The organism is Saccharospirillum alexandrii (assembly GCF_043641555.1).
Lineage (GTDB): Bacteria > Pseudomonadota > Gammaproteobacteria > Pseudomonadales > Natronospirillaceae > Saccharospirillum > Saccharospirillum alexandrii_A.
Window position 1 is genome coordinate 404,747 of sequence record NZ_JBHZRJ010000002.1, and the last position, 15,432, is coordinate 420,178.

The following is a 15,432-nucleotide window of genomic DNA, read 5'->3' on the forward strand; positions in this document are numbered from 1 at the left end:
GACATCTCAGGCGACTCCCGCTCCGTTGACGAGTCGCTCAACAAAAAACTCCAGATTCCCTCTGGGAGTACTGGGCAATGGCCAGGTGGCCACTTTCTGGGCAATCGACCGGTAAGCTACTGACGCTTTTGAACGCGGGTAAGCCTCAATAACCGCCTTTTGCCGTTGAACCGCCTTGCGCACCGATTCATCCATCGGTACCGACCCCACATACTGCAGGGTGACATCCAAAAAGCGGTCCGTCACTTTGGACAACTTGTTGAACAGGTTTTGCCCTTCCGACGTCGTACGCACCATGTTGGCCACGACGCGGAAGCGATCGACCTGGCAATCCCGGTTGAGGACCTTGATCAAGGCATACGCATCGGTGACCGAGGTAGGTTCATCGGTCACGACAATAATAGCCTCCTGGGCGGCCCGCACGAAGTTGGTAACCGTTTTGGAGATACCAGCCGCCGTATCGACGATAAGCACATCCATCTGGTCGCCAAGCTCACTGAAGGCAGCAATGATACCGGCATGCTCACGCTCTCCGAGGTTGGCCATTTTCTGGGTGCCGGACGAGGCCGGGATGATCTTCACCCCACCCGGGCCAGGCACGAGTATGTCCCGCAATTCGGCGTTGCCATTGAGTACATCGCTGATGTTACGGCCAGCGGAGATGCCCAGCAGAATGTCAATGTTGGCCAGGCCCAGATCGGCATCCAGCAACACCACACGCTTGCCAAGCTCAGCCAGGGCGACCGCCAGGTTGACCGACATATTGCTCTTGCCTACACCGCCTTTTCCGCCGGTGACGGCAATCACTTGAATAGGATTCAAACCACTCATTCGATTCTGTTTCTCCAGTCTTGCCACAGTATAGGCAATAAGCGTCACTTTGTCGGTGCTTGTGTTCAAGCCAGGCTTTTAGCGCCAGCGACGATGCTCAACCCCGGTGGTCAACTGGCGTATGCCAGTTTGGTTTTTGTGTCACTTAAGCCTCTGACCAGCCGCTTTACCAGCGAAACCGGATCACCCAGGGCGATATCAGCCGGAATGTTCTGTCCATCGGTGGTATACCACAGCGGCCACCGATGCCTGAGGATAGCGTCAAAAATTCCGCCAAAACAGGGGGCTTCGTCGAGCTTGGTGACGACAACGCCATCAATCCGCCGTCCCGGAAAGCCTTTGATGTATTGGCTCAGGCCATCGGCATGCGCCGTCGCGGGCAATACCATCACGGTCTGAAGCCGCTGATCCAGACCGGTATCGATCACCTGTTTCCGCCAATGCGCCAGTGCCTCGCGGCTGCCGCTGGAGTCGATCAGTACCAGGTCACGATCGGACAGCCCTGCCAGCACGTCGGTCAGCGACTCGTCTTCTTGCAACCCCACAAAATGCACACCCAGTATCCGGGCGATGTTTGCCAGCGCATCCTGAGCACCCATCTGAAAAAAATCGGTGCTGACAATGGCAATGCCCGCGCTGCCGTGGTGTTTGACATAGCGGGCCGCCAATTTGGCCAGCGTCGTGGTTTTGCCCGCACCGGTGGGTCCGCAAAGCGCAATATGGCCACCCTGTACAACCGGGTCAAAAACCGGCGCGGTCATGCCTGCTGCAAGGCGCCCCATTACCCGGCGCCAGTTGATATCCAGGCTGGTCTCGCTGTCGAACTGACGCAGCAGCGAGCGTTGTACCGGCGAACTTAACCCCAGAGTCTGCAACCGGGCTTCGAGCCGCTCTCGCTGTGGCGACATGGCCGAGGGTGTTGCCGACTGCAGATGTTCGGTCTGCTGAATCAACAACTGACGCAGGCTATCGATCTCTTCGCGCATGACCCGCACCCATTGCTTGTCGTCTGCACTGCGCTCACCGGCTGCGTCGCGCCGCGCCTGATGATCCTCGCCCCAGCGCTCAACCGGCGCCGGCTCGGGCCGCTCGGGTCTCGTAGCTGCAGGCGCAGGTCTGCTCAGTGCCGATGCAGCGGCCTGAGTGCGCTCCGGGGCAACGGGTGCCGGTGCGGCATCGGTACCGGCAAAGGCGGCCCGGGTCTGGGGTGCCAGCGCTTCCAGCAAATGCTGCATGGACGCCGGGTCCAGTTTGGTGGAACCGTTGCGCTCGGTTGATGCCTTGATGATGGCTTGAGGGTCAACGGCGGCTGGTTGGCTGGCCTGGTATTCCGCCAGTTCGGCTTCGTCGACACCGGCTACTATCTCCAGCCCGCTGGCCAGCTTCTTGTTCGATAAAATGACCGCACCCGGCCCCAGGGCTGCGCCTATCTGCTTCAGACCAACCTGCATGCTGGGCACCACAAAGCGTTTAACTTTCATCGATGATTCCTCACTGGCCACCTACAGACGCAACAATGGTAATGTGTTTGTTGTCCGGAATTTCCTGGAAACTCAGGACTTTAAGATTGGGAACACCGTGGCGTACAAAACGCGCCAGGAGCATTCGAACCGATGCCGAGACCAGCAACACAGCCGGCTTGCCCTCCTGCTCCAGTCGTGAAACGGTTTCCTGAAGCGATTGCTGTAACCGTTCAGCCATGCCTGGCTCCAGCGACACACCGTCAAGATTCCCATCACTTCCGGCTTGTTGAACTGTCTTCTGCAACAACTGTTCCAACGAGCGGTCCAACGTGATGACCGGTATCTCTCTGTCGTTCCCGACGATGCCTTGCACGATCAGCCGGGACAACCCCATCCGGGCGGCGTTGGTCAGTTGGCCGATGTCCTGGGTCTTTGGCTGCAGATTCGTCAGCGATTCAGCGATGCTGCGCAAGTCACGAACCGGCACCTGCTCAATCAGCAGATTCTGCAACACCTTCAACAACTGGCTCAGCGAGACGGTATTGGGAACCAGCTCTTCGGCCAGCTTCGGCGATTTCTTAGACAGCAGGTCGAGCATTTGCTGGGCTTCTTCATGGCCAAGCAACTCATAGGCGTGTTGTTGCAACAAATGATTGACGTGGGTGGCCACCACGGTACTGGCATCGACCACGGTGTAGCCCAACGTCTGTGCACGCTCTTTCTGGGTAGCTTCAATCCAGATGGCTTCCAGGCCGAAGGCCGGGTCAGTCGTTTTAGCGCCTTCCAGTGGCCCGAATACCTGCCCAGGGTTGATGGCCAGCTCCCGATCGGGATACACCTCGGCTTCGGCGATGCCGACCCCCATCAACGTCAGCCGATAGGCATTGGGCATCAGATCCAGGTTGTCGCGAATATGAATCGACGGCACCAGGAACCCCAGCTCCTGAGACAGTTTCTTGCGAATCCCCTTAATCCGCCCCAGCAGTTGCCCACCCTGGGAGCGATCAACCATGGGAATCAGCCGGTAGCCGACTTCCAGCCCGACGATATCGACCGGCTGCACATCATCCCAGCTCAGTTCCCGGGTTTCGCCTTCGCTCGCAATCGCCGGAGCATCGGTACCTGCCAATTCACCTTTCAGTGGCTTGCCAGCCGACCCGGTTTTTCCGGGCCCTTTGGAAGGTTTGTCAGGCATGCCGGGAAAGAAGTTCTCCCCATCGGCCTGTTTTTGACGAAAAACAATAAACAAGGCGCCAAGCCCTGCCAGAAACGCCAGTGACAGAAACACGGTGTGCGGCATGCCCGGTAAAACACCCATAACGAACATCATAAAGGCCGCAATGCCCAACGCCTTGGGCGTGGAAAACATTTGCGCCATGATCTGGTCGCCCATTTCCTGGCTGTTGCTGTTGCGCGTCACCATAATGGCGGCCGCTACCGATAACAGCAGCGACGGGATCTGGGCAACCAGGCCATCGCCGATTGTCAACAGGGCATAGACCTGCAATGCCTGACCGAAATCCAGGTCATGCTGCATCATGCCGATGGCGAGCCCGCCGAAGATATTGATCGCCAAAATCAGGATGCCAGCAACAGCATCGCCACGAACAAATTTGGAGGCACCATCCATCGAGCCATAGAAATCGGCCTCCTGAGCGATTTCCGAACGCCGGGTCTTGGCCGTTTCAGCGTCAATCAGACCGGCATTTAAGTCCGCATCGATGGCCATTTGCTTACCGGGCATCGCATCGAGGGTGAACCGCGCACTGACTTCAGAAACCCGGCCCGCACCTTTGGTCACCACGACAAAGTTGATGATCATCAGAATGGCGAACACGATGAAACCAACGGCATAGTTGCCACCGATCAGCACTTCACCGAAGGCTTCAATCACCTTCCCGGCTGCGTCGCCACCCTCATGACCATAAAGCAACACGACCCGGGTAGAGGCAACGTTCAAGGCAAGCCGCAACAGGGTTGCAACCAGAATGATGGACGGGAAAACAGCGAAATCGAGTGGCCTCAATACGTAAATAGAGACCAGCAATACAACGATGGACAGCGCAATGTTAAAGGTGAAGAAGGCGTCGAGCAGCAAAGGCGGCACGGGCAACGTCATCAGCCCCAGTACCATCAGCATCATGAACGGGATGCCGAGCACCCGTTGCGTCATCATTTTGGCATTGCTGCGCGTACTGGTCAGAACCGCGCCGCGGTCCAGCGAGCGAACCTGAGTACCAAAACCTTTGAGATTATCGAATAGGGCCATCTGTCAATTTTCAGGCGAATTCAGGGAGTTACCGATGGTATCGCAAGGATTGGGCCAAGGAGCCTTGTCACCGCTGAAACTAGTCGTCGGACTTCAAATCATCCGGGATATCAACCGATGGTTTGCGGTCAGGTTTAGGCGCCCGACCTTTTTTCCATTGGTCGGTCTGGAAGACAAACGCAAGAACCTGGGCGACAGCCACATAAAGCCCTTCCGGTATTTCCTGGCCGATCTCGGTATGGTGATAGATCGACCGTGCCAGAGCCGGCATTTCGAGAACCGGTATTTTATATTCACCGGCAATCTCCCGAATTTTCAGGGCGGTTTCATCAACCCCTTTTGCCAGCAGCATGGGCGCGGGCATGCCCTGGGGGTCGTATTTGAGCGCGACGGCATAGTGCGTCGGGTTGGTGATCACCACGTCGGCATCGGGAACGTCGGCCATCATCCTGCGGTTGGCCATTTCACGCTGCAACTGCCGAATCTTGCTTTTAACTTCCGGTTTACCTTCGGTGTTTTTGTACTCTTCCTTGACTTCTTGCATCGTCATTTTCAGCTTCTTGGTGTGACTGTAGATCTGAAACGGAATGTCGACGATCGCGATGATGATGGTGCTGCAGCAGATAAGCAGAAATGTCCACGCCAAAACTATGGCAGCATGACGAACAGACGGTATGGTGGGTTCAAAGACCATGCTGATGAAATCGTCTTTAAGACCAACCAGAACCAGCACCGCCACACTGCCGACGATCAATACTTTGCCCCAGCCTTTCAACAGTTCCACCAGAGCGTTCATTGAAAACATGCGCTTGAGGCCCGACAGGGGGTTCAGGCGGCTGCCTTTGGGTGCAATGGCCTTGGTTGAAAAATTCCAGCCGCCCAGCCCAATCGGGCCAAAAAAAGCGGCCACCAGCAACAGCAAAAACAGCGGCAGCAACGACCACATGGACTCAACAAACGAAATCTCCAGATACCCCAGCGCGACCTTGGTATCCCAACTTGCGTTCGGGTCGAAACTGAAACTGAACTTCATGATGTCCAGCAAGTTAGCTGCCATGGCTGGCCCGAAAATTAACATGCCTACCGCAGCCGCCACCAGAATGGCAGAGGTGTTCAGCTCTTTCGAGCGGGCAATATTGCCCTCTTCCGCCGCTTTTTCTTTTTTTCGCGCCGTGGGTTCTTCTGTTTTTTCCTGGGAGCTGTCTTCTTCAGCCATGGGAAGGCTTCTCCTGCGTTACCCGCTCAAACTCACTGGTGTTTGGCCGGCTTACCCACTCAGGGTTGTTGAAGGATCTGAAACATAAAGTCGAGATGTACGTCGAGCAGTTGTTGCACCATGGGCAATGCCACCCAATAGCTGGCCCAGACGATGACCAGCCCGGCCAGCATCGTCACCGGAAAGCCCAGAGCAAAGACGTTTAGCTGAGGTGCAGCGCGCGTCATAACACCAAAGGTCAGATTCACGAGAAGCAAGGCGGCAATGGCCGGTAACGCCAACATCAGCGATGCTTCAAATAGCCAGGCACCGAACTGGGCCACCGACATAAACACACTCTGGCTAAACGCCGAGTCGCTAACCGGCATCAAAAAGAAGGATTCCGCCAACACTTCGAGCACAATCAGGTGGCCGTTAATCGACAGAAACACCAGCGTGACCAACACCTGATACCACTGGCTCAACACCGCAACCGATACGCCATTGGCCGGGTCGACCATCGACGCAAACCCCAGCCCCATTTGCATCGAAATCGTTTGCCCTGCCAACACGAACACCTGAAGAATCGTGAGCACAACGAACCCCAGGGTGAGCCCGATCAGCAGTTGCATCGCAATGATCACCAGGCTTTGCAAACCGGTTACTTCTATGACTGGCATAGGGGGTAATACCGGGTAAAGCGCGACCGTCATGGCAAAGGCCAACCCCAGCCGAATGCGTGCCGGCACGACCTGGGCGCCGAAGATCGGAACAATCATAAAAAAGGCGCCAATGCGGAAAAACGGCCAGAAAAAATCGCTGACCCAGCTCGCTACTTGCGCGTCGGTGATGACCAAGGCCCCGCCTCTACCCAATCAGAATGGGAATGTTGTAAATAAGCGTATTGGTGAAGTCCACCACCATGCCAACGATCCAGGGCCCGGTAAAAATCATCATCATCAGCGTGACCAGCAGGCGGGGCAGAAAACTCAGCGTCTGTTCGTTGATCTGAGTCGCAGCCTGAAAAGTTGCCACCACAAGGCCCACCAACAAACTTGGAACGATCAGGATCGACACAATGGCGACCACAATAAACAGTGCTTCGGAAAACAAATCGGCGATATTAATAGCATCCATAGGATGACTCCCTACGCAAAGCTGCCGGCGACTGAGCCCATAATCATGGCCCAGCCATCCACCAGAACGAACAGCATGATTTTAAACGGCAATGAAATAATGATGGGTGACAACATCATCATACCCATGGCCATCAGCACAGACGCGACCACCAGGTCGATGATCAGAAACGGAATAAACAACAGAAACCCAATTTGGAAGGCGGTTTTGAGTTCACTGGTGACAAACGCAGGTACCAACACGTTCAACGGAGTGTCTTGCGGTGTTTCTATCTCGTTTTCCATGTCGGCCAACCGGATGAACATGGCTATGTCCGTTTCCCGCGTTTGCGCCAGCATGAAGGTTTTCATCGGAGCGATGGCTTCATCGATGGCTTCTAGCGGCAAAATTTCTTCATTGATGTACGGCTGAATGGCATTCTCATTCACCTCATTCAATACCGGCGTCATGATAAAAAACGTCAGGAATAGGGCCAGACCAATTAACATCTGATTCGACGGTGTTTGCTGCAAGCCGATCGCCTGTCGCAGAATCGCGAACACTACGATGATGCGGGTAAAGCTGGTCATCATCATCAGTGCAGCGGGAATAAAGGTCAGCGCTGTCATCAGCGCCAGAATTTGCAGGGTTACGGAATAGGTCTGGCCACCGTCGGCATCGCTCGTCAGGGTGATGGCGGGAATCCCGCGGGCCTGGGCAACGGCGCCCAGTAACAACAGCGCAGCCAGTGCAATGCGAGCAAGACAGCGGTTACGATTGGGAGTCCGAATCGCCCGGGGTTTTCTGAGGGTTTTTTCTGTGTTTGGCCAGAGGGTCACTGTCCAGTCCTTTCAATAAGCCTTTCATTCGATCGGCGAATGGACTGGGTTGCATCGCGTCTGTCAGATCGAGCGGGCCATCAAAGCGGTGCAGCGTAGAGATGGATTGTGCGGTTACCCCGATCAGCAGGGTTTCATCAGCCGCCTTAATCAACATCAACTTTTCGCGCGTACCCAAAGGCATCACTGACAGTACTTTGATGTGGCGGTTATTGAAACCAGTGCCGCCAGCCATTCGTCGTACTAACCAGCCACACGCAAAGATGAGGCCAACAATGAACAGCAAGGTTAAACCGAGGCGCATATAGTCGCCACCCCCGCCAGGCACAGCGGAACCGGCACTGGCAAGCACCCGGCTAACGGGCAGTAACAAGAGCCCGACGGTGGCTGTTGCGCGGACAGACGTCAAAGTTTTGTTGGCAGCGTCAAAGATCGGTAGGCTCATCGTAACCGTTGTATCCGTTCCTGCTGGCTGACGACATCGGTCAGGCGAATACCAAACTTCTCATTCACCATCACCACTTCGCCATGCGCAATCAGGGTCCCGTTAACCAGAACATCCAGCGGTTCACCCGCCAGTCGATCCAGCTCGATCACACTGCCCTGATTCAGCTGCAGCAGGTTTCGAATGGGAATCTGGGTGTTGCCAACCTCCATGGAAATAACCACGGGGATGTCGAGAATCACATCCAGATTCGGCGAATCGCCGTGAGAAGCGACCGACGATGCCGCGCCGAATTCCTCCAGCGGCGCCCGGGTAGGGTCACTTTGAGCGTCGTCATCGTCATCACGCTCGTCGTCGCCGGATTCCGACATGGCAGCAGCCCATTCATCGGCCAGCGCCTGATCGTCCTGGCTGCTTTCTTCGCCCGCGTCTATCTCGTCTTCCGGTGGCAAGTCATTGTCACTCATCGTTACTCTCCTCTTTCACCGTCTGGCTGATCGCCTCGACTGCATATTCTTCACGTTTGCGCCGTCGCTGCCCCAACAAGCGGGATTTCAGGTCACCCACATCGCGTTTGGCCATGGGAGACGGGCGTATCACTTTCAACGCCAGGTTTTCACCGGACTGCCCCAGCGTGCATTCAAACAACGGCACCTTGTTCGCCGCCAGCGTCAGGGTTTCCGGCAAATCAATGGGAATAATGTCCCCGGCTTCCAGATCAACCAGATCGCGCAGCTTGATATCGCGCTCGACCACGGTTGCGTTGATGGGTACTTTGGCGCGCAGAATATCGTGGCGCAGGGAATCGACCCAGCGATCATCAATTTCATCGACATCACTTTGCACACCGGCATCGAGTACTTCACGTACCGGTTCAATCATTGAATAAGGCATGGTGACATGCAGGTCGCCACCGCCTCCATCCAGCTCTACGTGAAAGGTGCTGACCACCACCACTTCGCTTGGGGAAACGATATTGGCCATGGCCGGGTTCACTTCGGAAGAAACGTATTCGAAGTCCACATCGAGCACGGCGCCCCAGGCCTCTTTCATATCCTGAAAGACCTGTGACAACACCATTTGAACCACGCGAATCTCGGTCGGGGTAAATTCACGACCTTCAATCTTGGCATGACGACCATCGCCACCAAAGAAATTGTCGACCAGTTTAAACACCAGTTTGGCGTCCAGAATAAACAGCGCCGTGCCTCGCAGTGGCCGCACTTTAACCAGGTTCAAGCTGGTCGGAACATACAGCGTATGCACGTATTCGCCGAACTTGAGTATTTGAATGCCACCGGTCGCAACGTCTGCACTGCGACGCAGGAAGTTGAACATGCTGATACGGGTATAGCGGGCAAAACGCTCGTTGATCATTTCCAACGTGGGCATGCGACCGCGCACAATGCGGTCCTGGCTGGTTAAATCGTAGGATTTAACGCCATTGGCGTCGCCGGTGTCTTCCTCTTCAACGGCACCGTCATCGATGCCGTGAAGCAACGCATCAATTTCGTCTTGTGACAGTAAGTCCTGCACGGCAGCCCCTATTGCATGACAAAGCTGCGAAACAACACGGTTTCAAAACCGGGTCGGCCGAGCTTTTCTTCAATCGTTGCCTGGACCGTCGCCGTTAGCGACGCAACCAGCTGTTCTTTGCCTTCTACCGTCTTCAGTGTTTCAAAATCTTGTTCTGCCAGTGTTTGCAGCAAGTTATTGCGCAACAGTGGCATGTGCATGTTGGCGGTATCGATCGCCTCACCGTCGCGAGACACCAGCGACAACTCCAACTGCAAGAAGCGGGTTCGGCCTGCTTCGTTGAAATTGACCACAAAGGCCGGCTGCATGGCCAGGTAGTTGGCCGGGCCAGCGTTCATGGCTGCGTTCATCTCTTCTTCCGACATCTCCGTTTCACCCACAGCGTCGTCGGCCCCCGGGCTCAACAGGAACAGAGTGCCACCGACCGATACGCCTGCCACAACCAATACACCGACCATGATCAGCAGCATCATTTTCAGTTTCTTTTTGCCCGAGCCAGTCGCTTCCTCGACATCTGCTTGCTGTTCTTCAGCCATGCGCTACTTCCAATTTCCTGGTAGGTGGCAGCCCTGTCGGGACACCCTCGTTTAATAGATACTCGCTCGCATTGTCCGGGTGTCAAAACCGCCTTTCGCTCTGCATTGGCTAGCAAGGGTTGCGCCAAGATTCAGATCTGCACAGCGCTTGCACCCGGGTGCAATTGCCAACAGTCTAGTCGGGTCAGACGAAATGGTCGACCAGCCCCTGCCCCCAGGCTACGCTGGTGGCTGACTCAGCGGAACTTTCGTCGTCACCCGCTGCCAGACCATTTGTGTTGCCGCTATTGTCGTTACCCTGCTCACTGCCTGCCTGTTGATGCCCGGCCGACTCTTCCCGGATATCGAGTTTCGCCAGCGATAAACCCTGCTGTTCCAAAAATTCACGCAACCGGACACTCTGACTTTCCAGGGCCTCGCGAACCTGAGGGCTCTGCACAACGATCTGCACCTGAGTCTGGTCATTCTGAACCGTAATTCGGACATCCATCAGGCCCAGCTCCGGCGGGTCGAGTCGAATCGTAGCTTGCTGTATATCGCCCCTGACCATCAACGCCAGCCGTTCACCCAATTGCCGACCCGCTTCACCGGCCAGCACCGGTTGTTGCAGGCTGCGCTGAATAACCGCATTAACGGCATCAGCCTTCTCGGGAATCGGCTGTCCAGCCAGCAGTGGCTGCCTGGCATCATCGGCCACGGCCGCTGCCAGCGGAGTCAAACGAGCCGCCGCCAGTGAGTCGGAATGATCAGTGACGGGTCCACCCGCCTGCAACAACTTGCTGAACAGGGTATCGGCTGCCGGTGCCGGTTTGTCGGCAAGCAGCGTCGAATCCTGGGTTAACAGAGCACTTTCAGGACGGGATTGGTCGAAGGTCGAAGGCAGGCTGCCCCCGGCCGCCGTATTGAGAACCGCCCTGACACGCTCGGCGATGGAAGTTACCAGTTGCGACAACCCGCCCTGCCCATCGTTCAGCGCCTGAGACCATTGCTGTAATGTTTCGAGCATGGTGCGTTCAGGTGGTGCCGTTCCAATGGAAGTACTGCCGGTCAGGGGGAAGCCGGTGTTCATAAGTTCGGAAGTGTCAGCCTCCTGCGACAAGGCCGCGAGTTCGCCCCTGACAAAGGCTGGTGACGCATCCCCTGCCAACTGCGCGACCTGCTGGTACCACTGGTTTACATCAGCCTCCAGTGACGCCAGCGAATCTCCCATTGCCTGAACGGCCAACAGCGCTTCAGGCCCGAGATCAGCCAGGGCTTCAGCGGTCATGGCAACCGTTGGCGGCTCAGCCACCCAAGTCTGTAGGGTGTTTATAAAGTCCTCGGCGGCCTCTTCGGTCAAACCCAAGTGACCGACCAGCATTTCAGTAAGCGGGCCCGTCTCACCTTCGGGCGCGTCCTGTTCAAGCGCGAGCAAATTCTCCAGTGTTGTCGTCAGCCCTTCCAGGGTGTCGGCCAAATTGTCCAGTGCCAGTTCTGACTCGCCAAGCTGCCCGGTATCGGTTTGCCGCTGCGGCAACAATTGGCCAGAGAGTCCACTGGTCGGGGTTTCAGAAGAGCGGGCCGAAGCGAGCCTGGCCGCTGCAGGTGCTGAGCCTTCAGATCGATGGGCATATTCGCTAAAAACGCTTTGAAAGCCGCGCTGAGACTGGGCGGGTGCCTTTGCATCCGCATCGGCGACGACGGCTTCCCGGTTACTGCTTACGGCAAACTGAGGCGACAATAACTGCATGGTGCCATTTCCGACATAGGAGGTGTTCCGGATCAATTGCAAAGCCCGGGCCATTCAGGCGAAAGGCAGGTTACATCGACCTGACAGGGGGTGGGAATGAGAGTATCTCGGGGCTGTCATGACGACCAGTTTCTATCGAACCCGTAAAGAAACCGGTCTAAACAGCGGCTTTTTATAAGGGTTTCCCCGGCGAGGTTGGGATTGCAGCGTCCAACTGCAGTGTCTTGCGACAGGCCTCATCTAACCTGCAGGTAAGAACGCTACAGATAAGAATCGCGCATCAGTTTTTCGACCTGATTGAGCTCGACTTCGATCCGGTCGACCAGGCCTTTTGACCCTTGAGTTCGACCGGAGCGAGCCAGATCTTCAAGCTCCCGGCACAGGCTGGACAATTGCTTGGCCCCGACATTAAGCGTACTGCCTTTGAAGCTGTGCGCAGACTGACGAATGTCTTCCGCAACGCCGGAATCAACGGTGCGCACCAGCTCACGGACGCGCACCCGGGCGTCGCTCAGAAAGGTGTCGATCAGATCCGGAAAATCGTCTTCGAGCAGCGCCTGCAACTCACCCAATATGGTCACATCCAGATGATCGTCTATCTGAGTTGGGGTATCGGAATCAGACATGGCAGCCTCGCGTTGGGTGTATGAGTTGTGCACCGTCCCTGGGGCTCCGTAAGTCGGTTACTGACGTTCATAATAGGCGTTATCGGCTGAGTTTTACAGCCGGGCTATCAAGCCGTCTGGCAAGGTAACGGGAATGAGCCAGAAACCTCTGCACAAAAGTTCAGTTTCGCGGCCAGCGGACAATGGCCCTGACCGACTGACCACCGTCGAGATAGGTCAGTTCGTCACTTAATTGCCGGATCAGAGTGATACCCCGCCCGCTGTAATCCCATTGAACGCTGGGTTGCTGGTCGGGCACTGGTTGATCATCACCGAAATCGGCAAAGGGGAATCCGCTTCCGGTATCAGTGACCTCCATGATCAGCTCGCCGCCAATCTCCAGCGGTCGATGGGTCAGCGTGAGCCGGACACTGCCGCCCGACAACGAAGCCAGTGCCTGTTCGCGTTGCAGATAATACTGCCCAAAGCCCTGGGGGCCTGTCTTCAACCCGGAGTCTAGCTCCAGTACGCCATGTTCCAGAGCATTGCTGAACAATTCAGCCAGCAGGGTGTACAACTGGCCTCCCAACGGCCGCAACCCTTCCACTTCCATTAATAGATTCATGACCAGCGGCAAGGGGTTAAATGCCGCCAGGCTCTGGTCGTGCAGCGCCAGGCTCAGAGTCCAGTTGACCGGCCCACCGATAGAGCCCTTGCTCGATTCGTAGGTGGTCATGCCGATGTCTTCGATATCGACCATTTTGGCCGTTACCAGGGTAATGTCGTCGTCCCGGTCGCTGCCACCCATAAAGTGGTCGACCTGATCGAGAATCGCCTGAAAGATCCGGTCCGGATTGTCGGTGCGGGCGAACACCTGATTGAGCCGCTCTTCACCAAACATGTCGTCGGCTGGGTTGCGGCTTTCGATAATGCCGTCTGACCACAAAAACACCCGGTCGCCGTTGTGCATCACCACATCCAGACTGTGCGGATCAAACTCGTAGGGGTCGAGCACGCCCAGCGGCAAGTGCGCACTGGAGAACCGCTCTACCGTTCCACTCTGTTCACGGTAGAGGTACACATCGGGCACACCGCCAACCCAGACCCGGGCCGACTTGTTGTGAAAATTCAGTTCCACCATGGCACCGCAACAGAATACCCCGACCGGCAGTATTTTACGCAGCTTGCTGTTGACCTCACGCAACACCTCTTCCATCGAAAAACCCTTGGAGGTCATTCCATAGAAAATTTCCGCCAGCGGCATGGCACCAATGGCTGCGGGCAACCCATGGCCGGTAAAGTCGCCCAGAAACAGCAACATGCCCCCGTCGGGTTTGCGTTCGGCCAAAACGGTATCGCCATTAAACACCGCCATCGGCGATAGGGAGTGCTGGATATTGGGCAGATTCAGACAGCCGGAGTGTGCCACGTTGTCAAAAACGGTTTTGGCGACCTGTTGTTCCAACAGCATTTGCCGGTTATGGCGCTGCAGTTGAGCGTGCATGGCCCGCATTCGGCTGAAGGCGTTGATTTTTGCCTTGAGGATGACCCGGTTGTAGGGCTTCGACATAAAGTCGTCGCCGCCGCTGTCGAGGCATTCGGCCAGCGATTCGGCGTCCTGCAAGGAGGTGAGAAAGATGATGGGGACCAGGTCACTCTCTGCCAGGGATTTTATCGCACGGCTGGCTTCAAGCCCGTTCATGACCGGCATCAGGGCGTCCATCAATACGATGTCGGGAGCGTGCTGTTTGAACAGTTCGACGGCTTCACGGCCATCGGTAGCCAGCAGCACTTCATGACCCTCGCGCCTTACGATGGCCTGCAGGATCATGCGGTCGGACTGATTGTCATCTGCGATCAGAATCCGCAGCCCCTGCCCCGGAGGTTGCGCAGTCGAATGGGTGATCATTCGATCCTGAACAACTGTCCGAAATTGGAAATGGTCAGAATTTTTCGAACGTCCTCATTGCAATTGACAATGCGGATTTCCGAATGGTCGCCCCCGGCGTGATCCCGAAGCAACAGCAACATGCCCAGCGCCGAGCTGTCCAGATAGGTGGCATCGCACATGTCGATAATATACACCTTGATGTCCGGCGAGGCGTTCTCATAGATCTGGCGAAATTCCTGGTGCGAACTGAAATCAAACCGGCCAGTAATCTTGATGGTCATTTCGCGCCCGTTGTCGCTGGGAATTGCCGACACTGTCATAGTAAATCCTCTGTGGTGTATTGGGCTCTGGGGTGGGCGCCCTTTGTTATTGTAGGCGGTTCCTAATTCTATAGTGTAGACGGCTCCAAAGAGGATAGCGCCTCCCGACAATATGGCCCGCTGTCGGTTACTGTAATGGTTGCATGGGCGGGCTGGCAAGCCGTACCCGGGTTATCGGCCCGGTCCTGAGCGCTGCGCCATCTGCCCGACCAACTCATCCAGTGCTTTTTGCTCTTGTTTGTCCGCCTCAATGACTTCCTGCAACGAGAGTTTGTCGACCAGTTGGCCAATACTCTTGCGCCGCTGATAGAGCTTCTGCCATTGCATCAGCACTTGCTGCTCCTGGCGTTGCCATTGCTTTATAACCCCTTCCTGCTGACCAATCACGCCACCCAACTGATCGATAAAGCCCTGGGTACGACGCCATTGCACAATGGACAGCCCCGCGCTGCCCTGAGTTTCCAGATAGCCAAGGTATTCACCCCGATACCCTTCCAGTTCAGCCAATTGAGCCTGCTCCTGCTCCAGGCGCTGACGTGTCTGGGCAAGTGCCTGGGCGGCCTGATCTTCCCTCTGCCGGGCCAGCTTCTCGATCAATTGCATGCGCTGCGAACGTTTCATGGCGTACTGCCTGCCTGGTTCATGATGCGATCATTG

Annotated in this window: 16 protein-coding genes; all 16 read right to left on the minus strand. The window is 56.1% G+C overall.

Annotated elements, in window-relative coordinates; translation table 11 throughout:
• Positions 1-6: 6 nt before the first annotated feature.
• Positions 7-831, minus strand: coding sequence for a MinD/ParA family protein (locus ACHUE7_RS07760; RefSeq protein WP_394169464.1), 825 nt, complete (start codon positions 829-831; stop codon positions 7-9).
• A gap of 110 nt (positions 832-941) precedes the next feature.
• On the minus strand, positions 942-2,312 hold the full coding sequence (gene flhF, locus ACHUE7_RS07765; protein WP_394169465.1) for a flagellar biosynthesis protein FlhF: 1,371 nt from the start codon (positions 2,310-2,312) through the stop codon (positions 942-944).
• Between the two features lie 10 nt (positions 2,313-2,322).
• Positions 2,323-4,563 (minus strand): flagellar biosynthesis protein FlhA, encoded by a 2,241-nt coding sequence (flhA, locus tag ACHUE7_RS07770; protein WP_394169466.1) that lies wholly within the window; start codon positions 4,561-4,563, stop codon positions 2,323-2,325.
• A 79-nt stretch (positions 4,564-4,642) separates the two neighbouring features.
• Positions 4,643-5,779, minus strand: a complete 1,137-nt coding sequence (gene flhB, locus ACHUE7_RS07775; RefSeq protein WP_394169467.1) for a flagellar biosynthesis protein FlhB — start codon at positions 5,777-5,779, stop codon at positions 4,643-4,645.
• A 59-nt stretch (positions 5,780-5,838) separates the two neighbouring features.
• Complete coding sequence (gene fliR, locus ACHUE7_RS07780; RefSeq protein WP_394169468.1) at positions 5,839-6,615, minus strand: flagellar biosynthetic protein FliR; 777 nt, start codon at positions 6,613-6,615, stop codon at positions 5,839-5,841.
• 10 nt (positions 6,616-6,625) lie between these two features.
• Positions 6,626-6,895: a flagellar biosynthetic protein FliQ gene (locus ACHUE7_RS07785; RefSeq protein ID WP_394169469.1), complete on the minus strand. Its 270-nt coding sequence runs from the start codon at positions 6,893-6,895 to the stop codon at positions 6,626-6,628.
• Between the two features lie 11 nt (positions 6,896-6,906).
• Positions 6,907-7,611: a flagellar type III secretion system pore protein FliP gene (gene fliP / locus ACHUE7_RS07790; protein ID WP_394169886.1), complete on the minus strand. Its 705-nt coding sequence runs from the start codon at positions 7,609-7,611 to the stop codon at positions 6,907-6,909.
• A 34-nt stretch (positions 7,612-7,645) separates the two neighbouring features.
• A complete protein-coding gene (fliO, locus tag ACHUE7_RS07795) occupies positions 7,646-8,158 on the minus strand; it encodes a flagellar biosynthetic protein FliO (protein ID WP_394169470.1) in 513 nt (170 codons plus the stop codon).
• Positions 8,155-8,625 (minus strand): flagellar motor switch protein FliN, encoded by a 471-nt coding sequence (gene fliN, locus ACHUE7_RS07800; protein ID WP_394169471.1) that lies wholly within the window; start codon positions 8,623-8,625, stop codon positions 8,155-8,157. The genes fliO and fliN overlap by 4 nt, the downstream gene beginning before the upstream one ends.
• Complete coding sequence (fliM, locus tag ACHUE7_RS07805; protein ID WP_181952697.1) at positions 8,618-9,694, minus strand: flagellar motor switch protein FliM; 1,077 nt, start codon at positions 9,692-9,694, stop codon at positions 8,618-8,620. The genes fliN and fliM overlap by 8 nt, the downstream gene beginning before the upstream one ends.
• 8 nt (positions 9,695-9,702) lie before the next feature.
• Positions 9,703-10,230, minus strand: coding sequence for a flagellar basal body-associated FliL family protein (locus ACHUE7_RS07810; RefSeq protein WP_394169472.1), 528 nt, complete (start codon positions 10,228-10,230; stop codon positions 9,703-9,705).
• A gap of 184 nt (positions 10,231-10,414) precedes the next feature.
• The gene (locus tag ACHUE7_RS07815; protein ID WP_394169473.1) at positions 10,415-11,959 is read right to left on the minus strand and encodes a flagellar hook-length control protein FliK; all 1,545 of its coding nucleotides are present in this window, start codon (positions 11,957-11,959) and stop codon (positions 10,415-10,417) included.
• A 260-nt stretch (positions 11,960-12,219) separates the two neighbouring features.
• Positions 12,220-12,585 (minus strand): Hpt domain-containing protein, encoded by a 366-nt coding sequence (locus ACHUE7_RS07820; RefSeq protein ID WP_394169474.1) that lies wholly within the window; start codon positions 12,583-12,585, stop codon positions 12,220-12,222.
• 160 nt (positions 12,586-12,745) lie between these two features.
• A complete protein-coding gene (locus ACHUE7_RS07825) occupies positions 12,746-14,473 on the minus strand; it encodes an ATP-binding SpoIIE family protein phosphatase (protein ID WP_394169475.1) in 1,728 nt (575 codons plus the stop codon).
• Positions 14,470-14,775: an STAS domain-containing protein gene (locus tag ACHUE7_RS07830; protein WP_127555221.1), complete on the minus strand. Its 306-nt coding sequence runs from the start codon at positions 14,773-14,775 to the stop codon at positions 14,470-14,472. The genes ACHUE7_RS07825 and ACHUE7_RS07830 overlap by 4 nt, the downstream gene beginning before the upstream one ends.
• A 171-nt stretch (positions 14,776-14,946) precedes the next feature.
• Entirely contained in the window at positions 14,947-15,396 is a 450-nt protein-coding gene (fliJ, locus tag ACHUE7_RS07835) for a flagellar export protein FliJ (protein WP_394169476.1), read from the minus strand.
• Positions 15,397-15,432 lie beyond the last annotated feature (36 nt).

Bases quoted from the DNA above. Each gene is read 5' to 3' on its own strand.
- flhB (WP_394169467.1), bottom strand. From the start codon at position 5,779: ATGGCTGAAGAAGACAGCTCCCAGGAAAAAACAGAAGAACCCACGGCG.
- ACHUE7_RS07785 (WP_394169469.1), bottom strand. From the start codon at position 6,895: ATGGATGCTATTAATATCGCCGATTTGTTTTCCGAAGCACTGTTTATT.
- fliJ (WP_394169476.1), bottom strand. From the start codon at position 15,396: ATGAAACGTTCGCAGCGCATGCAATTGATCGAGAAGCTGGCCCGGCAG.
- ACHUE7_RS07820 (WP_394169474.1), bottom strand. From the start codon at position 12,585: ATGTCTGATTCCGATACCCCAACTCAGATAGACGATCATCTGGATGTG.
- fliN (WP_394169471.1), bottom strand. From the start codon at position 8,625: ATGAGTGACAATGACTTGCCACCGGAAGACGAGATAGACGCGGGCGAA.
- ACHUE7_RS07825 (WP_394169475.1), bottom strand. From the start codon at position 14,473: ATGATCACCCATTCGACTGCGCAACCTCCGGGGCAGGGGCTGCGGATT.
- ACHUE7_RS07815 (WP_394169473.1), bottom strand. From the start codon at position 11,959: ATGCAGTTATTGTCGCCTCAGTTTGCCGTAAGCAGTAACCGGGAAGCC.
- ACHUE7_RS07760 (WP_394169464.1), bottom strand. From the start codon at position 831: ATGAGTGGTTTGAATCCTATTCAAGTGATTGCCGTCACCGGCGGAAAA.
- flhA (WP_394169466.1), bottom strand. From the start codon at position 4,563: ATGGCCCTATTCGATAATCTCAAAGGTTTTGGTACTCAGGTTCGCTCG.
- ACHUE7_RS07830 (WP_127555221.1), bottom strand. From the start codon at position 14,775: ATGACAGTGTCGGCAATTCCCAGCGACAACGGGCGCGAAATGACCATC.
- flhF (WP_394169465.1), bottom strand. From the start codon at position 2,312: ATGAAAGTTAAACGCTTTGTGGTGCCCAGCATGCAGGTTGGTCTGAAG.
- fliO (WP_394169470.1), bottom strand. From the start codon at position 8,158: ATGAGCCTACCGATCTTTGACGCTGCCAACAAAACTTTGACGTCTGTC.
- ACHUE7_RS07810 (WP_394169472.1), bottom strand. From the start codon at position 10,230: ATGGCTGAAGAACAGCAAGCAGATGTCGAGGAAGCGACTGGCTCGGGC.